Raw genomic sequence first — 20,095 nt, forward strand, 5'->3', positions numbered from 1 at the left:
AGGCTTTGAGCGATCGCAACGGACGTTCATCCAGATTTTCCACCACTTCTGCCATTAGTCGTCCCAGAATACCGAAGTTGTGTAATGCAAGTGCGATCGCTCCTGGCAAAATCCCTGGAAACATGACAAACAGAAACAGTAGCGCCCAAATCGGTTCAGGGACAGCACGCGCCGCTAGTAGCAGGAAGCGGGTAAAAATCAGTACGGTGATTCCACTCCACCGATTTAGATCCCCCCTTGCTCCCCTTAGAAAGGGGGGTAGCCATCTGTTTGCCCCTCTTAAATTAGCGCCCCGAACTTCGGCAAGTCGAGAGGAGCTACTGCTAGGAGCAAAAATCCCTCCGGGTAATAGGAAGTTATGGGCAGCAGGAAACGAGAAGACAATGCCCCCTAATCCAGCGCCAGCCATTGCCAGGATAGACATAGCAAGGGTTTGAAGCGAAAGCGTGAATAGCTGACTCATCTGGCTGCGATCGGGGGGGAAAACATCCCGCACCACTCCTGCTAACAGTTCGGCGGTTCGTGGTGCCCAGAGTTTGGAGAAGTCGGCTTGAACGTACCAGAAGGAGAAGACGAGCAGAACAATAACACCTAGGAATGACCCCCTGACGACTGGATCGTGTTGGTGAAGAGGCTTTTTCCCGGCTCGGAGATTCAGTACGTTCAAATCCAGGCGACTCGGTGCCCCCAAGCGGTGGCGAAGTAGCGCACTCCAGAAGTCGGTGAGTCCATTTAAGACAATCAGGGCAAAGAGGAACGTCCACACTTGCTCGTAGCGCAAGGACTGGAGACTGAGGAGGATTTGATAGCCCAATCCACCCGCCCCAATAATCCCCAGTACGGCGGCGGAACGGATGGAACACTCAAACCGATAGAAACTGTAGGAGAGGAGATTGAGAAAGGCTTGGGGAAGCAGCGTATAGGTGAATGCGTTGAGGGGTGGGACGCCACTGTTAAGAAGTGCTAGCAACGGTTGGCGGGGTGTCTCGTCTAAAATCTCAGAGAAGACTTTAGCGGTGATGGCACCAAAGGGAATTGCGATCGCCAACACGGCAACTAGTGGGTCAAGACCAAAGATATTGACGAAAAATAATCCCCAGATCAGTTCATGAATCGCTCTAGGAACTGATAAAACTGCCCTGATTACTAGCCAAGGAGCCTGACCCCTAAATCCTGACCCCTGACCCCTAACTCTTGCAACAGACTGCCACCACACTTCAGAACAGAGAACGCCACCCACCAAACCAATCAGCAGACTAAAAAAGGTGCCACACACGGCAAAGGCTAATGTTTTGAGCGTCGAGTCCAGAGCGAGCTGGAGTAATTCTCGGCTAAGATCGGGATGAGTCACAGCCATGAGAAAGCGCCAGACGAGAGTCCAGCCCCCAACATTCACCAACTCCCTCTGAAATAAACCTGCTGAGTGCAACGACCAGACAAAGGCTGCCACAAACAGCAAACCCCACAGACTTCTGGCATTGAGCAGTGAGGGGCGCTTTGGCAAAGCCGCTGATTGGCGAATTGGAGTATTTCTCATATCAAAGCCCAAGTGACGCTCTCTAGCTGCCGTATATGTAGCGTACATTAGACTTTTTAGGGCGGAGATATAGTGTTTTGAGACTTTTCTGGGTCAAAAATACCCACTAAAAAAACCCCTCAGGTAATGGAGGAGGTAAAGCCCGTAATTACCTGAGGAAGACTCAAACCTATTGGACACAGTCCGCAGTATTTAAAGCGTAATACGATCTGTCTTACAGGTCAAGGGGTGTGTTACATATTTATGCAAAACAGCGATAGGGGTTGATACCCCTTTCTTTTTTAACGAAAGCATCAGCTTTTCAAGCATTTTTGTAAAGAAAAGTTTCACCCGCTCTCATAAAGTACTATACCGATTTTGGGTTGCACACGCCACAAGGCAAGATCACGATATGATCGCGCTCTTAGCAAAAGCTGTATCCTACTAACGTGAATGTCACTGACTTAGGGGAAAAGTGATCGTTTCTTGGAAAAACCCGGATTGGGGGGGTTCCCCCCAATCCCCCCACTGGGGGACGGAGTGCCTACCTAGAGACCCCCTGCACAAGGGTTCATTGGTGAGGTAAGCAATTCTTAAATCAGTGCCATTCGACCTAACGTGGAAATAGCAGAGGGGGTCTGGGGGGGCAAAACTAGGGGGTGTGAAGGTTATATAGTTCCTCAATCATTCTATCTGTGAGAGTTTCAGCAGATGTATCAAACAAAATACGCCCTTGCTGCAAACCGATGATGCGCTGGTAATGGCTACGGGCAAATTTGATCGCATGGAGACTGGTAACCAACGTCTTGCCGGTTTCCTGACTTAGCTGGCGCAACAAGTCCATAATCTCACGCGATCGCTCTGGGTCGAGGCTGGAGATGGGTTCATCCGCGAGGATAGCGGTAGGATTTTGCACGAGGACGCGCGCGATCGCGACTCGTTGCTGTTGACCGCCAGAGAGTTGATCGGTGCGAGAATAGAGTTTTTCTAGAATGCCGACTTGTGATAGAGCTTTGGCAGCCGTTTCGACTTCCTGAGGCCACATCAGGGAAAAGGCAGCTTTAAAAAATGACCAACGCCCTAAATGCCCAGCATTGACATTGTGAATTACCCGCAGGTTATCCACTAGATGAAATTGCTGGTAGATTGTGCCAACCTGACGCTGGACTTGACGCAACGCCTTGGGACGAAGCTGGGTGAGATTGCGATCGAGTACCCAGACTTCTCCAGAGGTCGGTAGTAGTGTGCCGTTGAGTAAGCTAATCAAGGTGCTTTTCCCCGCACCACTAGAACCAACAAGGGCAACCCGTTCTCCCGGTTGAATCTTTAAATTAATATCGGTGAGCGATTGAAAATGACCAAATCGATGGGTAACATTTTTGAATTCAAAAATCGGTGCAACTGACTTGATGTTGCTGCTCAGGTTGCGATCCATTTGGTCATCAAGTAGCGATCGTGGTCTTCAAAACCAACCTTGTGATATAAGCGTTGTGCGTCTGTATTTTTGCGATCAACTTCTAAATGAAGGGCTTGAATTCCTAGTGAGGGACACACCTGTTGTACAAACTGTAAAGCTCTTGTTCCTATTCCTTGTCCCCGATGACCTTCTCGAATATAAAGTTCATCAATAAATGCATCGCGCCCTAGAAACTCCAAACTATAGCCAAACGTCAGGACAATGTAACCGATCACAGTTGGTGCTGTACTCTGCGCGATCGCATCACCGCTATCTTGAATCAACCATATCCGTCCTAGAGAATTTTCTCTCATAATTTTTTCCAACAAAGAGCGAATCTTTCCCTCATCAAAGAGAAGATGCTCAATTTCGTGAAACTCTCGGATAAGCTGCATCAAAATTTCAATATCTGAGTAGTCGGTAATTTTGAATGTGATGTCCATCTTGGAGGCCACTGCCTAAGCTATCACTTTATTTTGCCAATTTCCCGACCGACTGCCTCAATCTGGGCATAATTAGCATTTTGGGTAGGAATAAACTTTTTAGCATCTAACAGGTCAAGAATTTCTTTATGTTCTGGTACTTTTGGGTCTAGCTTGAAGAAGGCATTCTGCACTTTTTTGACAAAATCCTCGCCATATTTCTGTTTGACCGCTGGCTGAATGACCCAGTGGTAGTCGTAGTAAGCAGGCGTTCGCCAAAGAACTTCTACTTGGTTCAGGTCTACTTCTTTAGTTTGAGTTCGTTTTTCCCAAACTTTTTCGTTCACTACGCCAACTTCGTAAGTTCCCGCTTCCACGAGTTTAATCGTTTTATCATGGTCGCCAGAAAATCCAGCTTCACCCTTAAAATCTTCCAATTTAAGTCCAGCCTGTTTGAGAAAGTATTGAGGCATCAGACGCCCAGATGTGGAGGAATCACTCCCAAAGGTGAAGGTATGTCCTTTGAGCTGTTTTAGCTCGGATATATTTTTAAAGGGTTTGAGTCCGCTTTTTTTGTTCGCAATGAAGAGACTGTGGAATTTCTCGTCTGCATCTCGTTGTGCGATCGCTTCTGCTCCGGGTACCTGTAAGCGTGCCTGAACCCCTGTCAATCCGCCAAACCAAACTAACTCCAAATCCCCCACCTTAAACGCCGTAACCGCTGCGTTATAGTCGGTAACAGGCTTGTATTTTACGGGCACACTCAGTTCTTTCTCAAGGTAAGCAGCTAGCTTATCATACTTGCGTTGCAACTTCTGCGGGTCTTGGTCGGGAATAGCACCGATTGAGAGAGTTTTTGTCGTGCTGGTGCTGGTTGTTCCTGAAGTCCCTGCTGTTTTGGGAGAACAAGCGACTAGAGGTAGCAACAGTACCAACAGTCCCGACAAAAAAACGTTTTTCATCCCAGTATCCGCACTCCTTTTTACTTGCTGTTTAAGACTTTATCAGTGAGTAGGGTAGGTTAGGCGTAGCCATAACCCACCAGAGGCCTGTTATCCCAATTTCCTCAAAGCTTACTACAACATCCACATCGATGCGTTACGCGTTGCTAACGCATCCTACTGGCTCAGGGTTTCGACTAAGTCAGAGGTTTGGAAATCATGCCTAGACGTTCTAGCATCTCCTCGTCGTGGGAGTGAGTCGGGTTAGGTGCAGTCAGTAAGACAGGGCCGGTAAAGAGCGAGTTGGCACCGGCAAGCATACACAGTGCCTGTAATTCGTCACTCATCTGTACACGACCGGCTGACAGGCGCACCATTGCTTTAGGGAATAAAATACGAGTGGTTGCGATCGCTCGTACTAGTTCAATTGAATCAATAGCTGGGGCATCCTCTAATGGAGTACCTTTTACAGGAATCAAGCAGTTGATTGGGATGGACTCTGGAGCCGGATCGAGTGTACACAGCGCTTCCAGTAATTCAATGCGGTCTTCAACCGATTCTCCCATCCCTAGAATACCGCCGCAGCAGACGGAAATTCCAGCCGCGCTAACTGCACGAATCGTCTCTAAGCGATCTTGGTAGGTTCGCGTTGTAATGATTTGCTCGTAGTAGGAAGGCGAAGTATCGAGATTGTGATTGTAGGCCGTTAGGCCGGCAGCTTTGAGACGCTCAGCTTGGTGAGGTTTGAGCATACCGAGAGTACAGCAGACTTCCATGTCGAGAGAGGCGACTTGGCGCACCATTTCCAAAACGCGATCAAACTGGGAGCCATCTTTGACTTCTCGCCAAGCGGCACCCATGCAAAACCGTGTGGAACCATTGGCTTTAGCGGCTTGCGCCTCCGCTACCACCGCCTCAATACTCATCAATTCTTGAGGGACAAGTCCCGTTTTATTGCGAACACTCTGGGAGCAGTAAGCGCAGTCTTCTGGACAGGCACCCGTCTTGATGTTGCAGAGTGTACAAAGTTGGACAGCGTTTGGATCGTGGTGTTCTCGATGGGTGCGCTGAGCCTCGAAGAGAAGGTCGGGTAGGGGCTGGTGGTAGATTTGAGAGATGCGATCGCGTGTTGCAGACATGGTAGATATCTAAGCTGGGGGTCAAGTATAAGCGACTCTCGTGTTCAGAGTAAAGATTACCAGCCAGGACTTAAGAAAAAGAAAGGGTGTGTCGTGACACACCCGGTTAGTCTATGCGTTTGGTGAGGAATTCTGTGTGAGCCTTAAAGGTTTAGATTGGGGCAACTACAGGTTAATTACCTTACAGTTGCCTGACTTTAATCAAGTTGATGCCAACACTTGATTACTTTTTGCTCTGCTGACGCTGTTGCCGTTGTTGTTGCCACTGTGAGCGCATTTGTTCCATTTGCTGCCGCTGCTCAGCCGTCAGAACCTGCTCCATGCGAGCTTTTTGTGATTCCATAATCTGTTTGATGCTGGCTTTCTGAGCGTCTGTCAGATTCAGCTGCGCCATACCACCTCGTCGTCCTTGACGAGCTTGCCCTTGTCCATTTTGCCCCTGACGGTTTTGCTTCATCGTTTCCATCTGTGCCCGTTGCTCTGGGGTGAGGACTTCTTGAATCTGGGCGCGAGTCTCTTCCTTTATTTGACGCATTTGCTGTTTTTGTGCATCAGTCAAATTGAGCTTCGCCCATTTACCTTCTTTACCTTGGCGTTGACCTTGTTGGGCTTGCGCCATTAATGGCTTTGCGGATGAGTTAGCTTGGGCGTTGACGGCGAAGGGAGCTGCAACAGCACCAAGGACAAGTACTCCAGCTAACATTGGCATCAGTTTGATTTTCATCGTGACCTCGTTGAGAATAACTTGAGTTTCGATGTCCTCATCATAGGAATTTGCACTCTTGAGCCACATGAGGAGAAAGTCATGAATTGAAGCATGACTTTTGTCATAACAACTTCCTGAAGAAAGTGACGAGCGCTTTCTGCTCAAGACCCTTTAACGTAGGGTTAAGTATTTAACCTCTTCCCGTGAGCCGCCCCATCCAAGTCCACAATCATCCCTTTCGGTTTCTGCTCTACCTAGAGTGGATGCTTCTGTTTGTGGCTATTTTTACTGAACTCATACCAGCTCCCCATCAACGAAGCTTCCGCTTACCAGAGTTGACCGTTTCCCTGATTATTGGCTTTGGACTGATGGGCTTGAGATTGCCAACGGGTAGGCAGGGTTACAAAGTTTTCTACACGTTTATAGAAGTTTTACTGATTGTACTCACCTCCATTACAGGCGGTAGAACCGTTCGGCTTTTTCCATTGCTCTACCTGATTGTTGTGACTCGCAGTTGCTTAATCTTTCAACTGCCCGGTCGTTTGGTGGTAACAGGTTTATCGTTTTCTTTATTTCTGCTCACGTTAGTCAACCGCTTTCAGCGTATCCCTGCATCCCCCTTATTACAGGAGCGATTGCAATTTTTTATCCTGGGATATGCGCTTTTATTTGGATTAACCTTTATGTTTGTGTTGCTATCGATGAATTCGATGGTAGCAGAGCGTCAGAGTCGGGAGAAGCTCGCGATCGCAAATGAAAGACTACGACAATACGCTCTGCGAATTGAAAACCAAGCCATCCTTCAAGAACGGAACCGTATTGCTCGTGATATCCACGATTCCCTAGGACACTCCCTAACCGCACTCAACATTCAGCTGGAAACGGCTCTAAAACTTTGGCAATCCAACCCCGACAAGGCGAAAACCTTCCTGGCACGGGCAAAACAGCTAGGTTCTCAGTCACTCCAAGAGGTGCGACAATCTGTTTCTGCCATGCGCTCTGACCCTGTGCAAGGGCGTCCTCTGGAAGACGCGATCGCTTCCTTAACCGACGAACTTCAACGGTCAACAGGCATTGTACCGACTTGTAGCCTGATTTTAGAACGTCCCCTTCCCCCTGATGTTCACACCGCTGTTTACCGAATTGTACAAGAATCGTTGACAAATATTTGGAAATATGCATCAGCTACTGAAGTCAAAATTCAGCTACAGGCGACAATAAACGAGCTGAACTTAAGCATTCAGGATAATGGCAGAGGATTTAATGTAGAGGCAAATACAACAGGTTTTGGTCTGCAAGGAATGCGGGAACGCACTCTAGCATTAGGAGGTCACTTACTTATTTATAGTCAACCGGGAGCTGGATGTCGAATTACCGCCCATTTTCCCTTACCTAGGTTATAGATGTGTGACCCGTGACCCTAATTAATGACTGACCATGATTCGTGTATTGCTTGTAGACGACCAAAGTTTAATTCGTCAAGGATTGAGAGCGCTGCTAGAACTAGAGCTAGATTTGGAGGTCGTTGGAGAAGCGGAAAACGGACAAACTGCGATCGCACTCGTAGAAACGCTAAACCCGGATGTCGTACTGCTGGATATTCGGATGCCTGTCATGGATGGGGTGGCAGTCACGCGGGAAATTGGTCAGCGCTTCACCCAGACAAAAGTGTTAGTGCTAACCACGTTTGATGATGATCAATACGTGACACAGGCGCTACGCTACGGCGCAAAGGGTTATTTACTCAAAGACACCCCTTCTGAAGAGTTAGCGGCAGCCATTCGAGCCGTTTACAAAGGTTACACCCAACTAGGGCCAGGATTGTTTGAAAAGGCGATGCCAAAAGTTCCTACTCCACCGGCTAGTCCTCCACCGGGTTGGGAAGAGTTAACGCCTAGAGAGAAGGAAGTCTTACGGCTAATTGCTGCTGGTGCTAGCAACCGCGAGATTGCAGAGACGCTCTACATTTCCGAAGGAACGGTGAAAAATCATGTAACGCGCATTCTCAGTCAGTTAGGTTTGCGCGATCGCACCCAGGCCGCTATTATCGCTCATTCCTTTTTGCACTAGACCAGCTTGGCAGAAATAACTATCCAGTTGAAAAAGGTTAAATAGCTTACTGTACAAGCTTTTTTCCTTCTGCCCTCTGCCCTCTGCCCTCTGCCCTCTGCCTTCTTGCATTAGTGCAGACTGACACAAATACCCTAATATCGTAAATCCAAAATCCTTGCATTGATTGACTTGGAGCCAAGCGACAGTCGTGCATTACAGCTTCTGTCTCTCCTGCTTTTCCTGTCATCAGCTGCAACTAATTGAACGATGCTGTGACAAGCATCACAAGAAAATATATTTTACAGTCACATTTTATCTATCTTAGGGATCACAGAAATATCTTGACAAGAAGTTCATATTAGTTATATATAAAATCTCTTCGGTAAAGATACTATGTCAGCTCAACTGTTTTCCTCCTCGGTTAGTATCGAAGAACTTGTGGCGCAAATCTTGATGGAGCGAAGAGTTACTTATACAGATCAGCAGATACTCAAGTGGGCTCTACTGTCTAGAGAGGAGCTTGATGAGCAAGACCGCACCCTGATCGACCGGGTGTTTTACGGTGTGCGTCATGGATTGCTGAGAGTAGTCGAATCAATAGACTAGAAATCAGAAAATATTCTCAGGTTACTCAGCAATACCAGAGACGAGCAAGGCAACACAGACACTTTCATTTTGAGACAGCTAAAAAACTTCTTAAAAAAGCTGATATTTATCAGCTAAATTTTGACTGTTTTCTAATTTTTTGGTAAACAGTTAAATTTTTTATTCTCATTTTTAAACGTCTTTGTTGAGTTAATATTTGTTCACTAATCTTTGGGAAAATAAAACTATTTTTATCAAAAAACAAGGAAAAATATAAAAGGAAACTTTCCAATGAATAGAGCCTAATTTTTTTCAAGTTTTTAGAAAAAAAGACAAGAATTATGTTGAATAACCACTTGTGCCCTTGCTGCTCACAAACTCTACTTCGACACATTACTTTCAAAAGAACGTTCTGGTTTTGTAACCATTGCTATCAAGAAATGCCAGACTTAACCAGTTTGCGAGAAGCCGAATTAGAGCAACAGCATTGGCTCAGTAAGAATATTACCCTTCGCCAGCAGATTGAATCAGGATTGCGACAGAGCGTCAAACTGCCCTCTAGCCTGAAAGTTAACAAAGAAGTGCAGCAACTAGCTTGAAAATAGAAATCTGATTGAGATAGGGAAACATTGCCGTTTTCAAGTTTATCCCGCTTAATATTGGCAACAGATGGCACAAAATTGATATTCCCACGCCTTCTCATGACGTTGGATTTCTGGCTTGTGTCCTGTAATTTTTACCGCCGTCTCATCCCAACACCGCCCTCGTGGGACGGCTTGGGATTCCGGGGTTTAAACCAAGCGAGAACAGAGCTTATACTCGGTCACTTTGACAGTAGGTTGTACCGTTGGGCATAATCGCTCCTTCCAATGACGCTTCACTCAAGTTAGCTCCATTCAGGTTTGCTCCAATCAAGTTGGCTTCATTCAGATTCGCTCCGCTGAGATTGGCATTTGTCAGATAAGTGAGTAGTAAACCCGATCGCAACAAATTTGCCTGACTAAGGTTAGCCTCAAGCAAATTAGCCTCCAGCAGATTGGCACCCGACAGATTAGCTTTAGACAAGTTAGCTTTGTGCAGGTTAGCCTTACTCAGGTCTGCACCCCGTAAGTTGGCTTTCTTCAGTAACAGTCCAGTCAGGTTGGCCAGGCTGAGATTGGCTCCTTGCAAGTCAGCTCCACTCAGGTCAGCATTGCTCAAATTCACCTCTCGCAAATCTGCCCCTCGCAAATCTGCCCCTCGCAGATTAGCTCCACTCAGGTCAGCTCCCTTGAGATCCGCTTCACTCAGGTCAGCCTCCTCCAAATTTGCCCGACGCAAGTTCACCCGATGCAAATAAGCTCGAATCAAACTTGCTCCACTGAGGTTGGTGTCACTCAAATCAGCTTCACCAAGGATGGCTCGATTTAATGTTGCTTTTTTCAAATCAGCTTGCACGAGAATGGCTCGGCTCAATGTTGCCCCAGTCAAGTTCACCTTGGTCAGCTTTGCCCCCTTGATCAAGGCACCGATCAGGCTAGTACCGATCAGAGTCGCTAGTTTTAAGTCAGCTCCTGATAGCAGAGAGCCTGATAAAATTGCTCCGCTCAAATCTGCCTCACTCAAAATGGCCTGCGTCAGATCTGCTCGTGAGAGAGTGGTTTCAATGAGTTGCGCTTTTGTGAGATTGGCGACCCTCAAATCAGCATTGCTGAGATTAGCTCTGATCAGTTTAGTTTTTGTTAAATTTGCCCCATTCAGATGGGCTTGACTTAAATTGATTCGATTTAGATTAGAGCCACTTAAATCGGCTCCACTTAGTCTGGCACCCGGAAAATTTCGTTCTCCTGTTTCGTGCCGACTCAACAGTTCAGTTTCAGTTGAAAATTCGCTTGCTTTCATAAATTTTGCCTGATTTTAGTTGCTGTTTATCAGCTCCAGGCTCGACCTGATTTTCTTAAAAGAATGCTCAGGTGGCAGGGGTTAGCTAATAACTCCTTGGAACTTACTAAGGTTGGGTAATAAGCGGAAGAAATGAACTAAGCGTCTTAAGCCATAAAAATGGCTAAAACAATGATGTGAGTACAGGGAAATAAGTAGCGTTTGTTAAGGAAGTAGAGCCAAATTGAAGACTTTTGTCTTGTTTTGGCTAGCCTTTGTACCACTTCCGCCGCTAAGAGTTATCTCCGGCTCAAACATCAGTGAGTTATCTCAAGGCTGAGCCCTCGAAGTCTTCCTAGCAACAGCCACTCTGGATAGAGTCACTATTGATGGTGTCTATAACCTCTGTCAAATCAAGAAAACTATTTTTGGGCGACTCAGACTATGTCACCTCCCCGAACACTGCACTATGGATATAGAACGAAATCACAGAAGAACTTCCATCAGTTTGGGGTTCACCCCATTTCTGCTGTCACAACTGCTACAAAAATCCTTCCCAGGACGGCTGGTTCTGATTCCAGCCAGGTCTCGGCATCAAACTGGAAAAGTCTCTTGTATCAAATGCCCCGGTGGACTTGACTGCTGCTCCCAAGTCTTGGCTCGGCGTCATACAGTTGGATCAGGATTGTGTTCCGTGTAGTTAGTGCGTTCTTGTCCAATAACCAGTCTTTAGAAATATAACGTGCTTTAAAGAAAGCGCCTTGTTTGGCAGCTATCCGTTCCAATCCTACAGAGGTAGACCAAGTGTGAAGATAGTGGGCATTGTCAATTGAATTTGCCCTGGAACGGCGCGAAGCCACTTCTAAAAAACTTATTCTATAAAGATAATGGTTGCACGTCAGAGTCGGCAAGCTACAGTTACCATTTTCAACGTTTTATGCTAGGAAATTCCAGAAACATACCCGATTCGCAACATGGAGATATCCTGTGATTGACTTTGATTCCTTCCTGCCTGAGGAACTAACGATCGCGCTAAAACATCCTCTAGAGCAGAATTTGGACTTGCCAATTCCCGACCCTCAAAGTGCCTCTGTTGAGGACATTCGGGAGATTCAGCGGCGCGATCGCATTCCGGGTGTGGTTAAGCGATTCATTTTCTGGGATGCTGATACATTTTGGGAATATTGGTGGTGTGTACCCGGTCGTATCCTCTTACCGGAAGATGTTCAAGTCTTAACTGGCGATCGCTCTCGTGTTGAAAGTATCATCGCAAAACTGATTTGGCTGTTTGGAGGGTTCTGCTTTACCAAAGACAGCCACCGCAATGGCGAACAGCTCCCGGTTCATGACTGGCAAGACGTTCTTCAGTTTGCTCAGCAGCAAGGATTCGAGTCGTATTTGCTGGATATCGACTTTATGCCTCTTACCATCAAGCGCGATTCACGGCATTCCAACCCCAGCGAAAAAAACATCGATGCCTCTTACATTGCCGTTGAACCCGCGCATTGGCACATTGAATTTTTGCAGCTAATCCCTACTATGGGTGGGTTTGAACTCCAAGAGCAAAAAACGGTTTGTAGCTGCCAAATCTGGAGTGGCAAGCCCTTCCTTAAGCATGTGCCCTCCGGCATATCTTCAGTTCGCTATGACTTATGGATTGCCCGTCCTATGAACATTACCCAACCCTCTTGGTTCAAGTAGTGTATATCACATACGCGTGTTCAGAATTATGTTAAGCTGAGTTGCTTGAAATTAAAACTACTCAAATTAGGCTTTCAATTCCGCCAAATGAAAGCCAGCATCTGCTTCCAATGACAAAAAATACATCATTAGACCCAAAGACATTAGGTCATTGGGCGTATATCGCGATCGAAAAACACTTCCAGAAAACAATTAAGCACGAGACTGACGTTCTCGCAGACAAAGACCCGGAAGCTTTACATCAAATGCGCGTCGGAATGCGTCGCCTGCGTACAGCGGTTCATGGTTTTGCACCCGCGCTCTCACTCCCATCAGCCGCCCAAGAGAAAAAAATTGCCAAAATCGCCCGACAACTGGGCGAGTTACGGGATATAGATGTACTGCAAGATACTCTCAAAAATCAGTACCTGAAAAATCTACCACCAGCCGAACAAGACGCCCTGAAGAAAGTTCTGGGAACTCTAAAAAAGCAGCGTCAAAAGTCCCTAGATCTGGTTCAGACCACGCTTAAAGAAGAACGCTATGAACAACTGAAGCAGGCGTTGCAAAACTGGCTCAAGCAACCTGCTTACGGTGAATTGGCTGAATTTCCCATCGATGAGATTTTGCCAGATTTGTTGTTGCCGCTCATTAGTGAATTTTTGCTCCATCCAGCTTGGTTAGTCGGAGTAAAACTAGAAGCCGGAGCGATCGCTGCTCCCAGTGGGCTGAATTCGGAGATCGTGGTGCAGCTTTTAAACACACACGGAGACAGCATTCATAGCCTGCGCAAGCAAGCCAAGCGAGTACGCTATCAGTTGGAGTTATTCACCGACTTCTATGGCTCCACTTATGAAGATTATGTCAAAGACATCAAAGCCATCCAAAGCATTTTGGGACACATTCAAGATAGTTTCGTTTTAGCCGAATTTTTGAAAGGAACTCTGGATTCAGGGAATATCACTCAACTGCCAACGCTTGCTAGTCAGTTCACAGAAGCGCGTTACCAGGCATGGCAAGAGTGGCGGCCTTTACAGCAGAAATATCTCAATCCCCAAACCCGAAGAGATTTACATCAGACCTTGCTAAAATCGGTTGCTCCAAGCACACCGTAGTATCAGTGAACAGTGAACAGTGAACAGCAGGCTAAATAGTTAGTGTTTATGGGATTAGGGCAGATTGGCAAGCTGGTCATTGATTTCTGCTGCGCTGTACTAGGGGAAATTCCTGAATTGCTCTGACAAAGAACTCAGCGTTTAATCTCCTGATTACCGAGCCTTTACCTTGGGCGCTTAAAGTATTGCTGGCAATCTACGCCAGTTTGTACACCGCACCAAAAGAGTTGCACCTCATGCCCCAAGCTTTCAGAGCAATTCTAGAACTCGATCGCAACGAATTACAGGAAGGACGCCGCTTGCATTTTTATGCCAAAGGCGACGTTATCCCTCTAGTTTCCCAAGGTGTCTGGCAGGTCTGCCAGGGACTCGTGCAGCTAAGTACAGTTTGCCAGAACGGTGAGGAGGTGTGGTTAGGTTGGGCAGAACCTTCCACGTTCTTTGGTCAGTGGTGTTCTCTGCTGCAATCCTACCAGGCCACAGCCCTCTCGGATGTCCATCTCATTTGGTTCTCCTTAGCGGAAATCAATGCTTCACCCCGTCTAGCTCAGATTGTTTTACCCCAGATGGTACGTCGGATGCGGCAGACAGAGGCACTGCTAGCCATATCCGGTCATCGCCGGGTTGAAGATCGGTTGCAGCAGTTGCTACTTCTGATGAAGCGGGAAATTGGTGAACCCGTGGCGGAAGGGACTCGTCTACGGGTGCGACTAACCCATCAGAACTTTGCCAATGCGATCGGTACAACACGAGTAACGGTTACGCGACTCCTGAGCAAGCTTAAAAGTGAAGGTGCAATTAGCATTGATCGCGATCGCCATATTATCTTGAATGACAGCTTCAAAAATATTGCGGATTGGTGAGCGCCATTTGCGAAAAAATCCTTTAGAATATCAGCTTCACATCTATTACTAAGTAATAAGTTGCATTCTTTAGGAGTAAGGCTCTGTCTCTCGACGCTATCTCAATTCCCCCAGCTTCGGGCCAGATCCCAGCTGGACTGATCGTCATTCTACACGGATGGGGAGCCAACGCCCAAGATTTGGCTTCTCTCGTGCCTATGTTAAATCTGCCCAATTACCACTTCCTGCTTCCTAATGCTCCTTTTTCTCACCCTCAAGTAGCGGGAGGCAAAATGTGGTACGACCTAGCCAGGGAAGATTACAAGGGGTTAACCCTTAGTCAAGAGGTGCTAGAAGACTGGCTCAAGTCTTTAGAAAGTAAGACCGGTGTTCCCCTGGAGTCCACTATCTTGAGCGGCTTCTCTCAAGGTGGAGCAATGACCCTTGATGTGGGGTTAACGTTACCGCTAGGGGGTTTAATCTGTATGAGCGGCTATCTGCATCGAACACCTCAAGATATCGAGCCGCCTTTGCCATCCGTCTTAATTGTGCATGGAAGGCAAGATACGGTTGTGCCTGTCAATGCAGCTCAGAGGGTACGAGATTATTTACTCAGCCTGGGGACACCGATGCAGTACAGAGAATTTGATATGGGGCATGAAATTCGACCCGACGTTGTGGAGGTGATTCGGGAGTTTATTTTAGTTAATACGAGCGCAGCAGCCTCTTAGACTGGTGCGCCGTGTAGAACGGTTATCGTTCTCACGCTTAGCTTCGACCCAACGTTGAGGTCGTTTCATCGACCTTCTTCAGCATTATCCTAAAAATTCATCGCACCTTCACTTAATACTTCGTAGTTTTAACCCGACTCCTGTCAAGGAATAGGGATAATGGTATAAGCGGATGTAGAGCTGTATAGCATTTGACACAGAAGCTACTCAAGGGAGGCGTGAGCAATGGCAACTTTAACTTTAACTCTTCGGGAGCGCGATTTAATGGCTCTCACGGCAGATGACGTTGCAGAACTAGCTGGACGTTTGGAACGGGATGATTACACGAATGCTTTTGAGGGACTCGACGATTGGCATCTACTTCGTGCCTTAGCGTTTCAGCGTCCAGAGTTAATCGAGCCTTACCTCTACTTACTCGATCTAGAAGGCTACGATGAAGCATGAGCAACGCCCAAATCGAACAGCCAACATCCAAAACCCAAAATTGGAAGGCAGGCGAGTTCTAGTTGGCGTAGGCGGCGGCATCGCCGCCTATAAAGTTTGTGAGGTTGTTTCTAACTTATTTAAATCAGGGGTAGATATAAGGGCAATTCTCACGCAAGCCGCTCAAGAATTTATCACTCCTTTAACGATAACAACTCTCTCTCGTCATCCAGCTTATACAGACCCAGTCTTCTGGCAACCAAGTCACACTCGCCCGGTGCATATTGAATTAGGCGAATGGGCTGAGGTGTTTGTGATTGCTCCCCTGACGGCTAACACATTGGGTAAGTTAGCACATGGCTTAGCAGATAATTTGCTCACGAATACGGTACTGGCTTCTTGCTGTCCCGTGTTGTTGGCACCGGCGATGAATACTGAGATGTGGGAACAGGTGTCGGTACAACGGAACTGGCAGCAACTGCTGAGTGACCCCAGATATCATAGTGTGGGGCCAGATGCGGGATTGTTGGCGTGCGATCGCGTTGGTTCCGGACGCATGGCAGAACCCGAAGAAATTTTGGCCTCGGTGCGATCGCTCCTGCATACGAACGGGAAGCGAGATTTAGTCGGCAAGCGAGTTTTAATCAGTACCGGAGGAACGCAGGAATATCTTGACCCTGTCCGCTTCATTGGCAATCCCTCCACAGGTAAGATGGGTTTAGCTCTGGCACAAGCAGCATTGCATCGAGGAGCCACAGTAACCCTAGTTCACGCACCCATATCCTGGGAAGTACCATTGGGTGTTCGGGCAATTTCGGTGGTGAATGCAGCCCAGATGCAACAAGCCATGCTGGAATGCTTCCCGGATGCAGATGTAATTGTGATGGCAGCAGCGGTGGCAGATGTGAAGCCGGCTGAATATGCCCAGGAGAAGTTACCGAAAAAATTGCTTCCCAATTCCTTACCCCTAGAACCTGTACCGGATATTTTGGCAGAGTTGGGACAGCGCAAACAGCCACATCAACGCTTAATTGGCTTTGCTGCACAAAGTGGCTATATTGTCAAGCCTGCGTTGGAGAAATTGCGAAATAAGAAATTAGATGCGATCGCGGCTAACCCCATCGATAAACCGAACAGCGGTTTTGGTAGCGATACGAATCAAGCAATCTTTCTCGATAAGCAAGGACGCCAGCTAGAAATTGAACCTTGCAGCAAATTAGAGCTAGCTCATCATTTATTTGATTTTGTAAGCAATATTTCTGGCTAATAGAAGGCAAAAGCGAGCCAACCCTTTTTAATCTTATGGGAAAGCCATCCGACCCGACCCCAGGTACGAACCGACGCTATTCTCTCCATACGAGAATAGACTTCTTGCAAAAGTAAAAAAGCGCTCAAAAATGACGATGATCAAGTCAAATCTAATCCCTTTCCCCTTTTCCCCTTTCCCCGATTTCTGCAAGAAGTCCAATGTGTAGATGCCGCTTTTATAGAAGTCGCCAAAGAGAGGGAGATACGCTGCTAGATTTAGGACTGGCTTACTATCAACTTCAAGATTATGAGCGAACGATTATCTTCTTTCAACAGAGTTTGGCAGTTGCCAAAGAAATATCCGACCAAGTAATCGTAGGATGGTCACTGCATAACATAGGATCGGTTTACTACAACCGGAAAGATTATAGGCAAGCAATTGAGTATTATCAGCAAAGTTTAAAACTCGCGCAAACTATCCCAGACCCTAAGATGCAGGTAATGGTTTTGAGGAATTTGGGAGAAGCTTACCTTGACCTGAGAGAATATACCAAAGCAATTGAGTATCATCAGCAAAGTTTGACTAGAGCCAAGGAAATTGGCGATCGCGAAGGAGAGGGTTGGTTACTCAATAGCTTGGGAGTAGCTTACCAGAGTTTGGGTGACTACACTAAGGCATTTGAGTATTATCAGCAGAGTTTAAAACTCGCGCAAGCTATCCCAGACCCCAAGATGCAAGTGACGGTTTTAGGCAATTTGGGAAAAACTTACCATAGGTCGGGAAAATATGCCAGAGCAATTGAGTATTACCAGCAAAGATTGACTATCGCCAGGAAGATTGGCGATCGCCTAGAAGAAGGGACTTCTTTAGACTATCTAGGTTCTATTTATCCTTCCTTAGGGTACTCTACTAAAGCAATTGAGTATCTCCAACAGAGTTTGGCTATATATCGAGAGATACGCGATCACCCCGGAGAAGGTAGTACTCTAGGTAATTTGGGAAATGCATACTATTTTCTAGGAGACAATGCCAAGGCAATTGAGTACTACGAACAGAGCTTAGTTATTTGGCGGGAGATAGGAGATCGCACAGGAGAGAGTACATGTCTAGGGAGTTTGGGAAATGCTTACTCAGATCTAGGAAACTATGCTAAGGCAATTGAGTACTATGAGCAAAGTTTGACCATTGCTAGAGAACTAGGCGATCGTTTTGCCGAGGGAAGATTTATCGGCAATCTGGGAAATGTTTACCTTCGACTCGAAAACTATGCCAAAGCAATTGAGTTCTACCAACAAAGTTTGGAAATCATCAAGAAAATAGGCGATATCGACCAGGAAGGTTATGCTCTAGATAGTTTAGGGCTGGCTCTATTTCGCTCCGGCAATCTTGCTCAAGCAGAAAGTACCCTAAGGGAAGCAATTAAGATTAGAGAATCTCTACGAGGTGGATTGGATGATACCAAAAAAGTCTCTATTTTTGACACACAAATAAATACTTACGAAACATTACAACAAGTCCTCATCGTCCAGAAGAAAACTAATGAAGCACTGGAAATTGCCGAGCGAGGGCGCGCCCGCGCCTTTGTTGAGTTACTAGCGTCTCGACTATCACCCAACCAAGCCACAGCTACTACACCTGAGCCACTAAAAATTCAGGAAATTAAACAAATTGCCAGGGAGCAAAATGCCACCCTCGTTCAATATTCGATTATTTGGCAGCAATTTCTCTATATTTGGGTCATCTCGCCAAACGGCAAAGTCACGTTTCGACTAGTTGACCTCAAATCGCTAGCAGCAACCACAGGGGATTCATATCTACGAAAACTCGTTGCCGACACTCTCCAATCTCTAGGAGTAGGCGAAGATCGCAACGGCATTTTTGAGGTAAGTGTCACAAATCCCGCTGCTGGCCCTCAACGCCAAACCAAATCCTTAAAGCAACTCCATCAACTCCTCATTCAACCTATTGCAGACCTATTACCTACAGACCCGAATTCTCGCATCATCTTTATTCCCCATCAAGACCTGTTCCGCGTTCCCTTCCCAGCGCTAATGGACTCAGACGGCAAGTATTTAGTCGAAAAGCATACGATTCTTACCGCACCCTCAATTCAAGTGCTGGAGTTAACCCACCTTCAACGGCAAAATGGTTCCCGTTCAGGACAAGGGGCGCTAGTCGTGGGCAATCCCAGCCCCATGCCGACTGGATTTCAACCCCTTAAAGGTGCGGAAAAAGAAGCCAAAGATGTTGCTCGACTGCTGAGAACCGAACCGCTTATCGGTTCCCAAGCCACCGAGCTTGCTGTTTTGCAGCAGCTACCCAATGCACGAATCATTTTGTAGGGGCGGGTTTAGGGATAATTTTTATATTTCACCCGAAAACTTCATTCAAAACCTGCCCTGCACTGATGAATGTTTTATCAAACAACTTCTACAAGAGATTTCATTAGAAGTCTTTTATCGATGGGTAAGGGCGGGTTTTGATGGTGAGTTATCGGTGTATCTAGAGAGTTTATCCCTAGACCCGCCCCTACAGATAAAATTTTATTCATCAAAATCTCGAATTTAAAATCTAAAATCTTAATCATGTCTCGCCTTTCTCGCCGTCATTTCTTACAATTTGCTGGCTCAACCTTAGCGACCTTCGGTTTAAGCCAGTGGGATATTATCAACAAAGGAAATCGCTACGCCCAAGTTCTCGCGCAAGACACTCCTCGCAAGCTGGCACTCTTAGTCGGAATTAATCAGTATCCAGCTACCCAACGATTCGGGAACTTAAAAGGATGCGACACTGATGTGGACTTACAGCAAGAACTTCTCATTCACCGTTTTGGCTTCAATCCCAACGATATTGTCAAATTAACCAGCGATCAAACCCCAGATAAGCAGCCTACTCGCAAAAACATTTTAACTGCCTTTGAAAAACACTTAATTGAGCAGGCAAAACCGGGAGATGTAGTCGTTTTTCATTTTTCCGGTCACGGTTCCCGACTCCCAGAACCTGACCCCATCCAAGCTTGTAGAAACGATAATTTTAACAGCACCTTAGTGCCAGCCGATGAGGGAAAGAATGGCGTGGCACAAGATATCATGGGACGCACGCTGTTTCTATTGATGTCGGCTTTAAAAACAGAAAATGTTACGGCAGTGCTGGATAGTTGTTACTCTGGCGGCGGCACTCGGGGTAACTTTCGAGTTCGCTCCATACCTGGCGATGGACTCAAACCCAGTCCGGAAGAAATTGCCTATCAAAAACGCTGGATGGAACAGTTGCAACTATCTCCTGAAGAACTCGTCCGTCGGCGCTGTGCGGGGGTAGCTAAAGGAGTTGTCTTTGCTTCTGCTCAACGCGATCAAGAAGCTTTGGATGCCAACTTGG

At 46.7% G+C, this 20,095-nt stretch carries 19 protein-coding genes; 12 read left to right on the plus strand and 7 right to left on the minus strand.

Annotation, left to right across the window (positions count from 1 at the left end):
* The 6 genes from V6C93_RS03710 to V6C93_RS03735 all read right to left on the minus strand — a co-directional run.
* Positions 1-1,537, minus strand: a 1,537-nt coding sequence (locus V6C93_RS03710) for a PhnE/PtxC family ABC transporter permease (protein ID WP_414644147.1), incomplete at its 3' end; no start/stop codon positions are given.
* A 631-nt stretch (positions 1,538-2,168) separates the two neighbouring features.
* Entirely contained in the window at positions 2,169-2,951 is a 783-nt protein-coding gene (gene phnC, locus V6C93_RS03715; RefSeq protein WP_333475302.1) for a phosphonate ABC transporter ATP-binding protein, read from the minus strand.
* Positions 2,936-3,415, minus strand: a complete 480-nt coding sequence (locus tag V6C93_RS03720; RefSeq protein ID WP_333475303.1) for a GNAT family N-acetyltransferase — start codon at positions 3,413-3,415, stop codon at positions 2,936-2,938. The genes phnC and V6C93_RS03720 overlap by 16 nt, the downstream gene beginning before the upstream one ends.
* Positions 3,416-3,438: 23 nt before the next feature.
* Positions 3,439-4,356: a putative selenate ABC transporter substrate-binding protein gene (locus tag V6C93_RS03725; protein ID WP_333475304.1), complete on the minus strand. Its 918-nt coding sequence runs from the start codon at positions 4,354-4,356 to the stop codon at positions 3,439-3,441.
* Positions 4,357-4,532: 176 nt separating this feature from the next.
* Positions 4,533-5,474, minus strand: coding sequence for a biotin synthase BioB (bioB, locus tag V6C93_RS03730; RefSeq protein WP_333475305.1), 942 nt, complete (start codon positions 5,472-5,474; stop codon positions 4,533-4,535).
* A gap of 223 nt (positions 5,475-5,697) precedes the next feature.
* Positions 5,698-6,267 (minus strand): hypothetical protein, encoded by a 570-nt coding sequence (locus V6C93_RS03735; protein WP_333475306.1) that lies wholly within the window; start codon positions 6,265-6,267, stop codon positions 5,698-5,700.
* A 116-nt stretch (positions 6,268-6,383) separates the two neighbouring features.
* On the opposite strand from V6C93_RS03735, the gene V6C93_RS03740 reads away from it, so the two are divergent.
* From V6C93_RS03740 to V6C93_RS03755, 4 genes are all read left to right on the plus strand, one after another.
* Positions 6,384-7,583 (plus strand): sensor histidine kinase, encoded by a 1,200-nt coding sequence (locus tag V6C93_RS03740; RefSeq protein ID WP_333475307.1) that lies wholly within the window; start codon positions 6,384-6,386, stop codon positions 7,581-7,583.
* 34 nt (positions 7,584-7,617) lie between these two features.
* Positions 7,618-8,250, plus strand: a complete 633-nt coding sequence (locus V6C93_RS03745) for a response regulator transcription factor (RefSeq protein ID WP_333475308.1) — start codon at positions 7,618-7,620, stop codon at positions 8,248-8,250.
* Positions 8,251-8,625: 375 nt separating this feature from the next.
* Entirely contained in the window at positions 8,626-8,838 is a 213-nt protein-coding gene (locus tag V6C93_RS03750; protein ID WP_333475309.1) for a hypothetical protein, read from the plus strand.
* A gap of 419 nt (positions 8,839-9,257) precedes the next feature.
* Entirely contained in the window at positions 9,258-9,416 is a 159-nt protein-coding gene (locus tag V6C93_RS03755) for a hypothetical protein (protein WP_333475310.1), read from the plus strand.
* Positions 9,417-9,630: 214 nt separating this feature from the next.
* Here the strand turns inward: V6C93_RS03755 and V6C93_RS03760 are convergent, their stop codons facing one another.
* The gene (locus tag V6C93_RS03760; protein WP_333475311.1) at positions 9,631-10,698 is read right to left on the minus strand and encodes a pentapeptide repeat-containing protein; all 1,068 of its coding nucleotides are present in this window, start codon (positions 10,696-10,698) and stop codon (positions 9,631-9,633) included.
* A gap of 966 nt (positions 10,699-11,664) precedes the next feature.
* On the opposite strand from V6C93_RS03760, the gene V6C93_RS03765 reads away from it, so the two are divergent.
* The 8 genes from V6C93_RS03765 to V6C93_RS03800 form a co-directional block, all read left to right on the plus strand.
* Positions 11,665-12,378, plus strand: coding sequence for a hypothetical protein (locus V6C93_RS03765; RefSeq protein ID WP_333475312.1), 714 nt, complete (start codon positions 11,665-11,667; stop codon positions 12,376-12,378).
* 110 nt (positions 12,379-12,488) lie between these two features.
* On the plus strand, positions 12,489-13,472 hold the full coding sequence (locus V6C93_RS03770; RefSeq protein ID WP_333475313.1) for a CHAD domain-containing protein: 984 nt from the start codon (positions 12,489-12,491) through the stop codon (positions 13,470-13,472).
* 236 nt (positions 13,473-13,708) lie between these two features.
* Entirely contained in the window at positions 13,709-14,335 is a 627-nt protein-coding gene (locus tag V6C93_RS03775) for a Crp/Fnr family transcriptional regulator (protein ID WP_333475314.1), read from the plus strand.
* Between the two features lie 83 nt (positions 14,336-14,418).
* Positions 14,419-15,045 (plus strand): alpha/beta hydrolase, encoded by a 627-nt coding sequence (locus tag V6C93_RS03780; protein WP_349262609.1) that lies wholly within the window; start codon positions 14,419-14,421, stop codon positions 15,043-15,045.
* Between the two features lie 225 nt (positions 15,046-15,270).
* Positions 15,271-15,489 carry a protein IsiD gene (gene isiD / locus V6C93_RS03785; protein ID WP_015186004.1) on the plus strand — a complete coding sequence of 73 codons (219 nt, stop codon included), beginning with the start codon at positions 15,271-15,273 and terminating at the stop codon, positions 15,487-15,489.
* Positions 15,479-16,735 carry a bifunctional phosphopantothenoylcysteine decarboxylase/phosphopantothenate--cysteine ligase CoaBC gene (gene coaBC, locus V6C93_RS03790; RefSeq protein WP_333475315.1) on the plus strand — a complete coding sequence of 419 codons (1,257 nt, stop codon included), beginning with the start codon at positions 15,479-15,481 and terminating at the stop codon, positions 16,733-16,735. Before isiD ends, coaBC begins: the two co-directional genes overlap by 11 nt.
* Positions 16,736-16,935: 200 nt before the next feature.
* A complete protein-coding gene (locus tag V6C93_RS03795) occupies positions 16,936-19,059 on the plus strand; it encodes a CHAT domain-containing protein (protein ID WP_333475316.1) in 2,124 nt (707 codons plus the stop codon).
* A gap of 243 nt (positions 19,060-19,302) precedes the next feature.
* A partial coding sequence (locus V6C93_RS03800) for a caspase family protein (protein WP_333475317.1) occupies positions 19,303-20,095 on the plus strand: 793 nt, incomplete at its 3' end.

Source organism: Allocoleopsis sp. (assembly GCF_036703385.1).
Lineage (GTDB): Bacteria > Cyanobacteriota > Cyanobacteriia > Cyanobacteriales > Coleofasciculaceae > Allocoleopsis.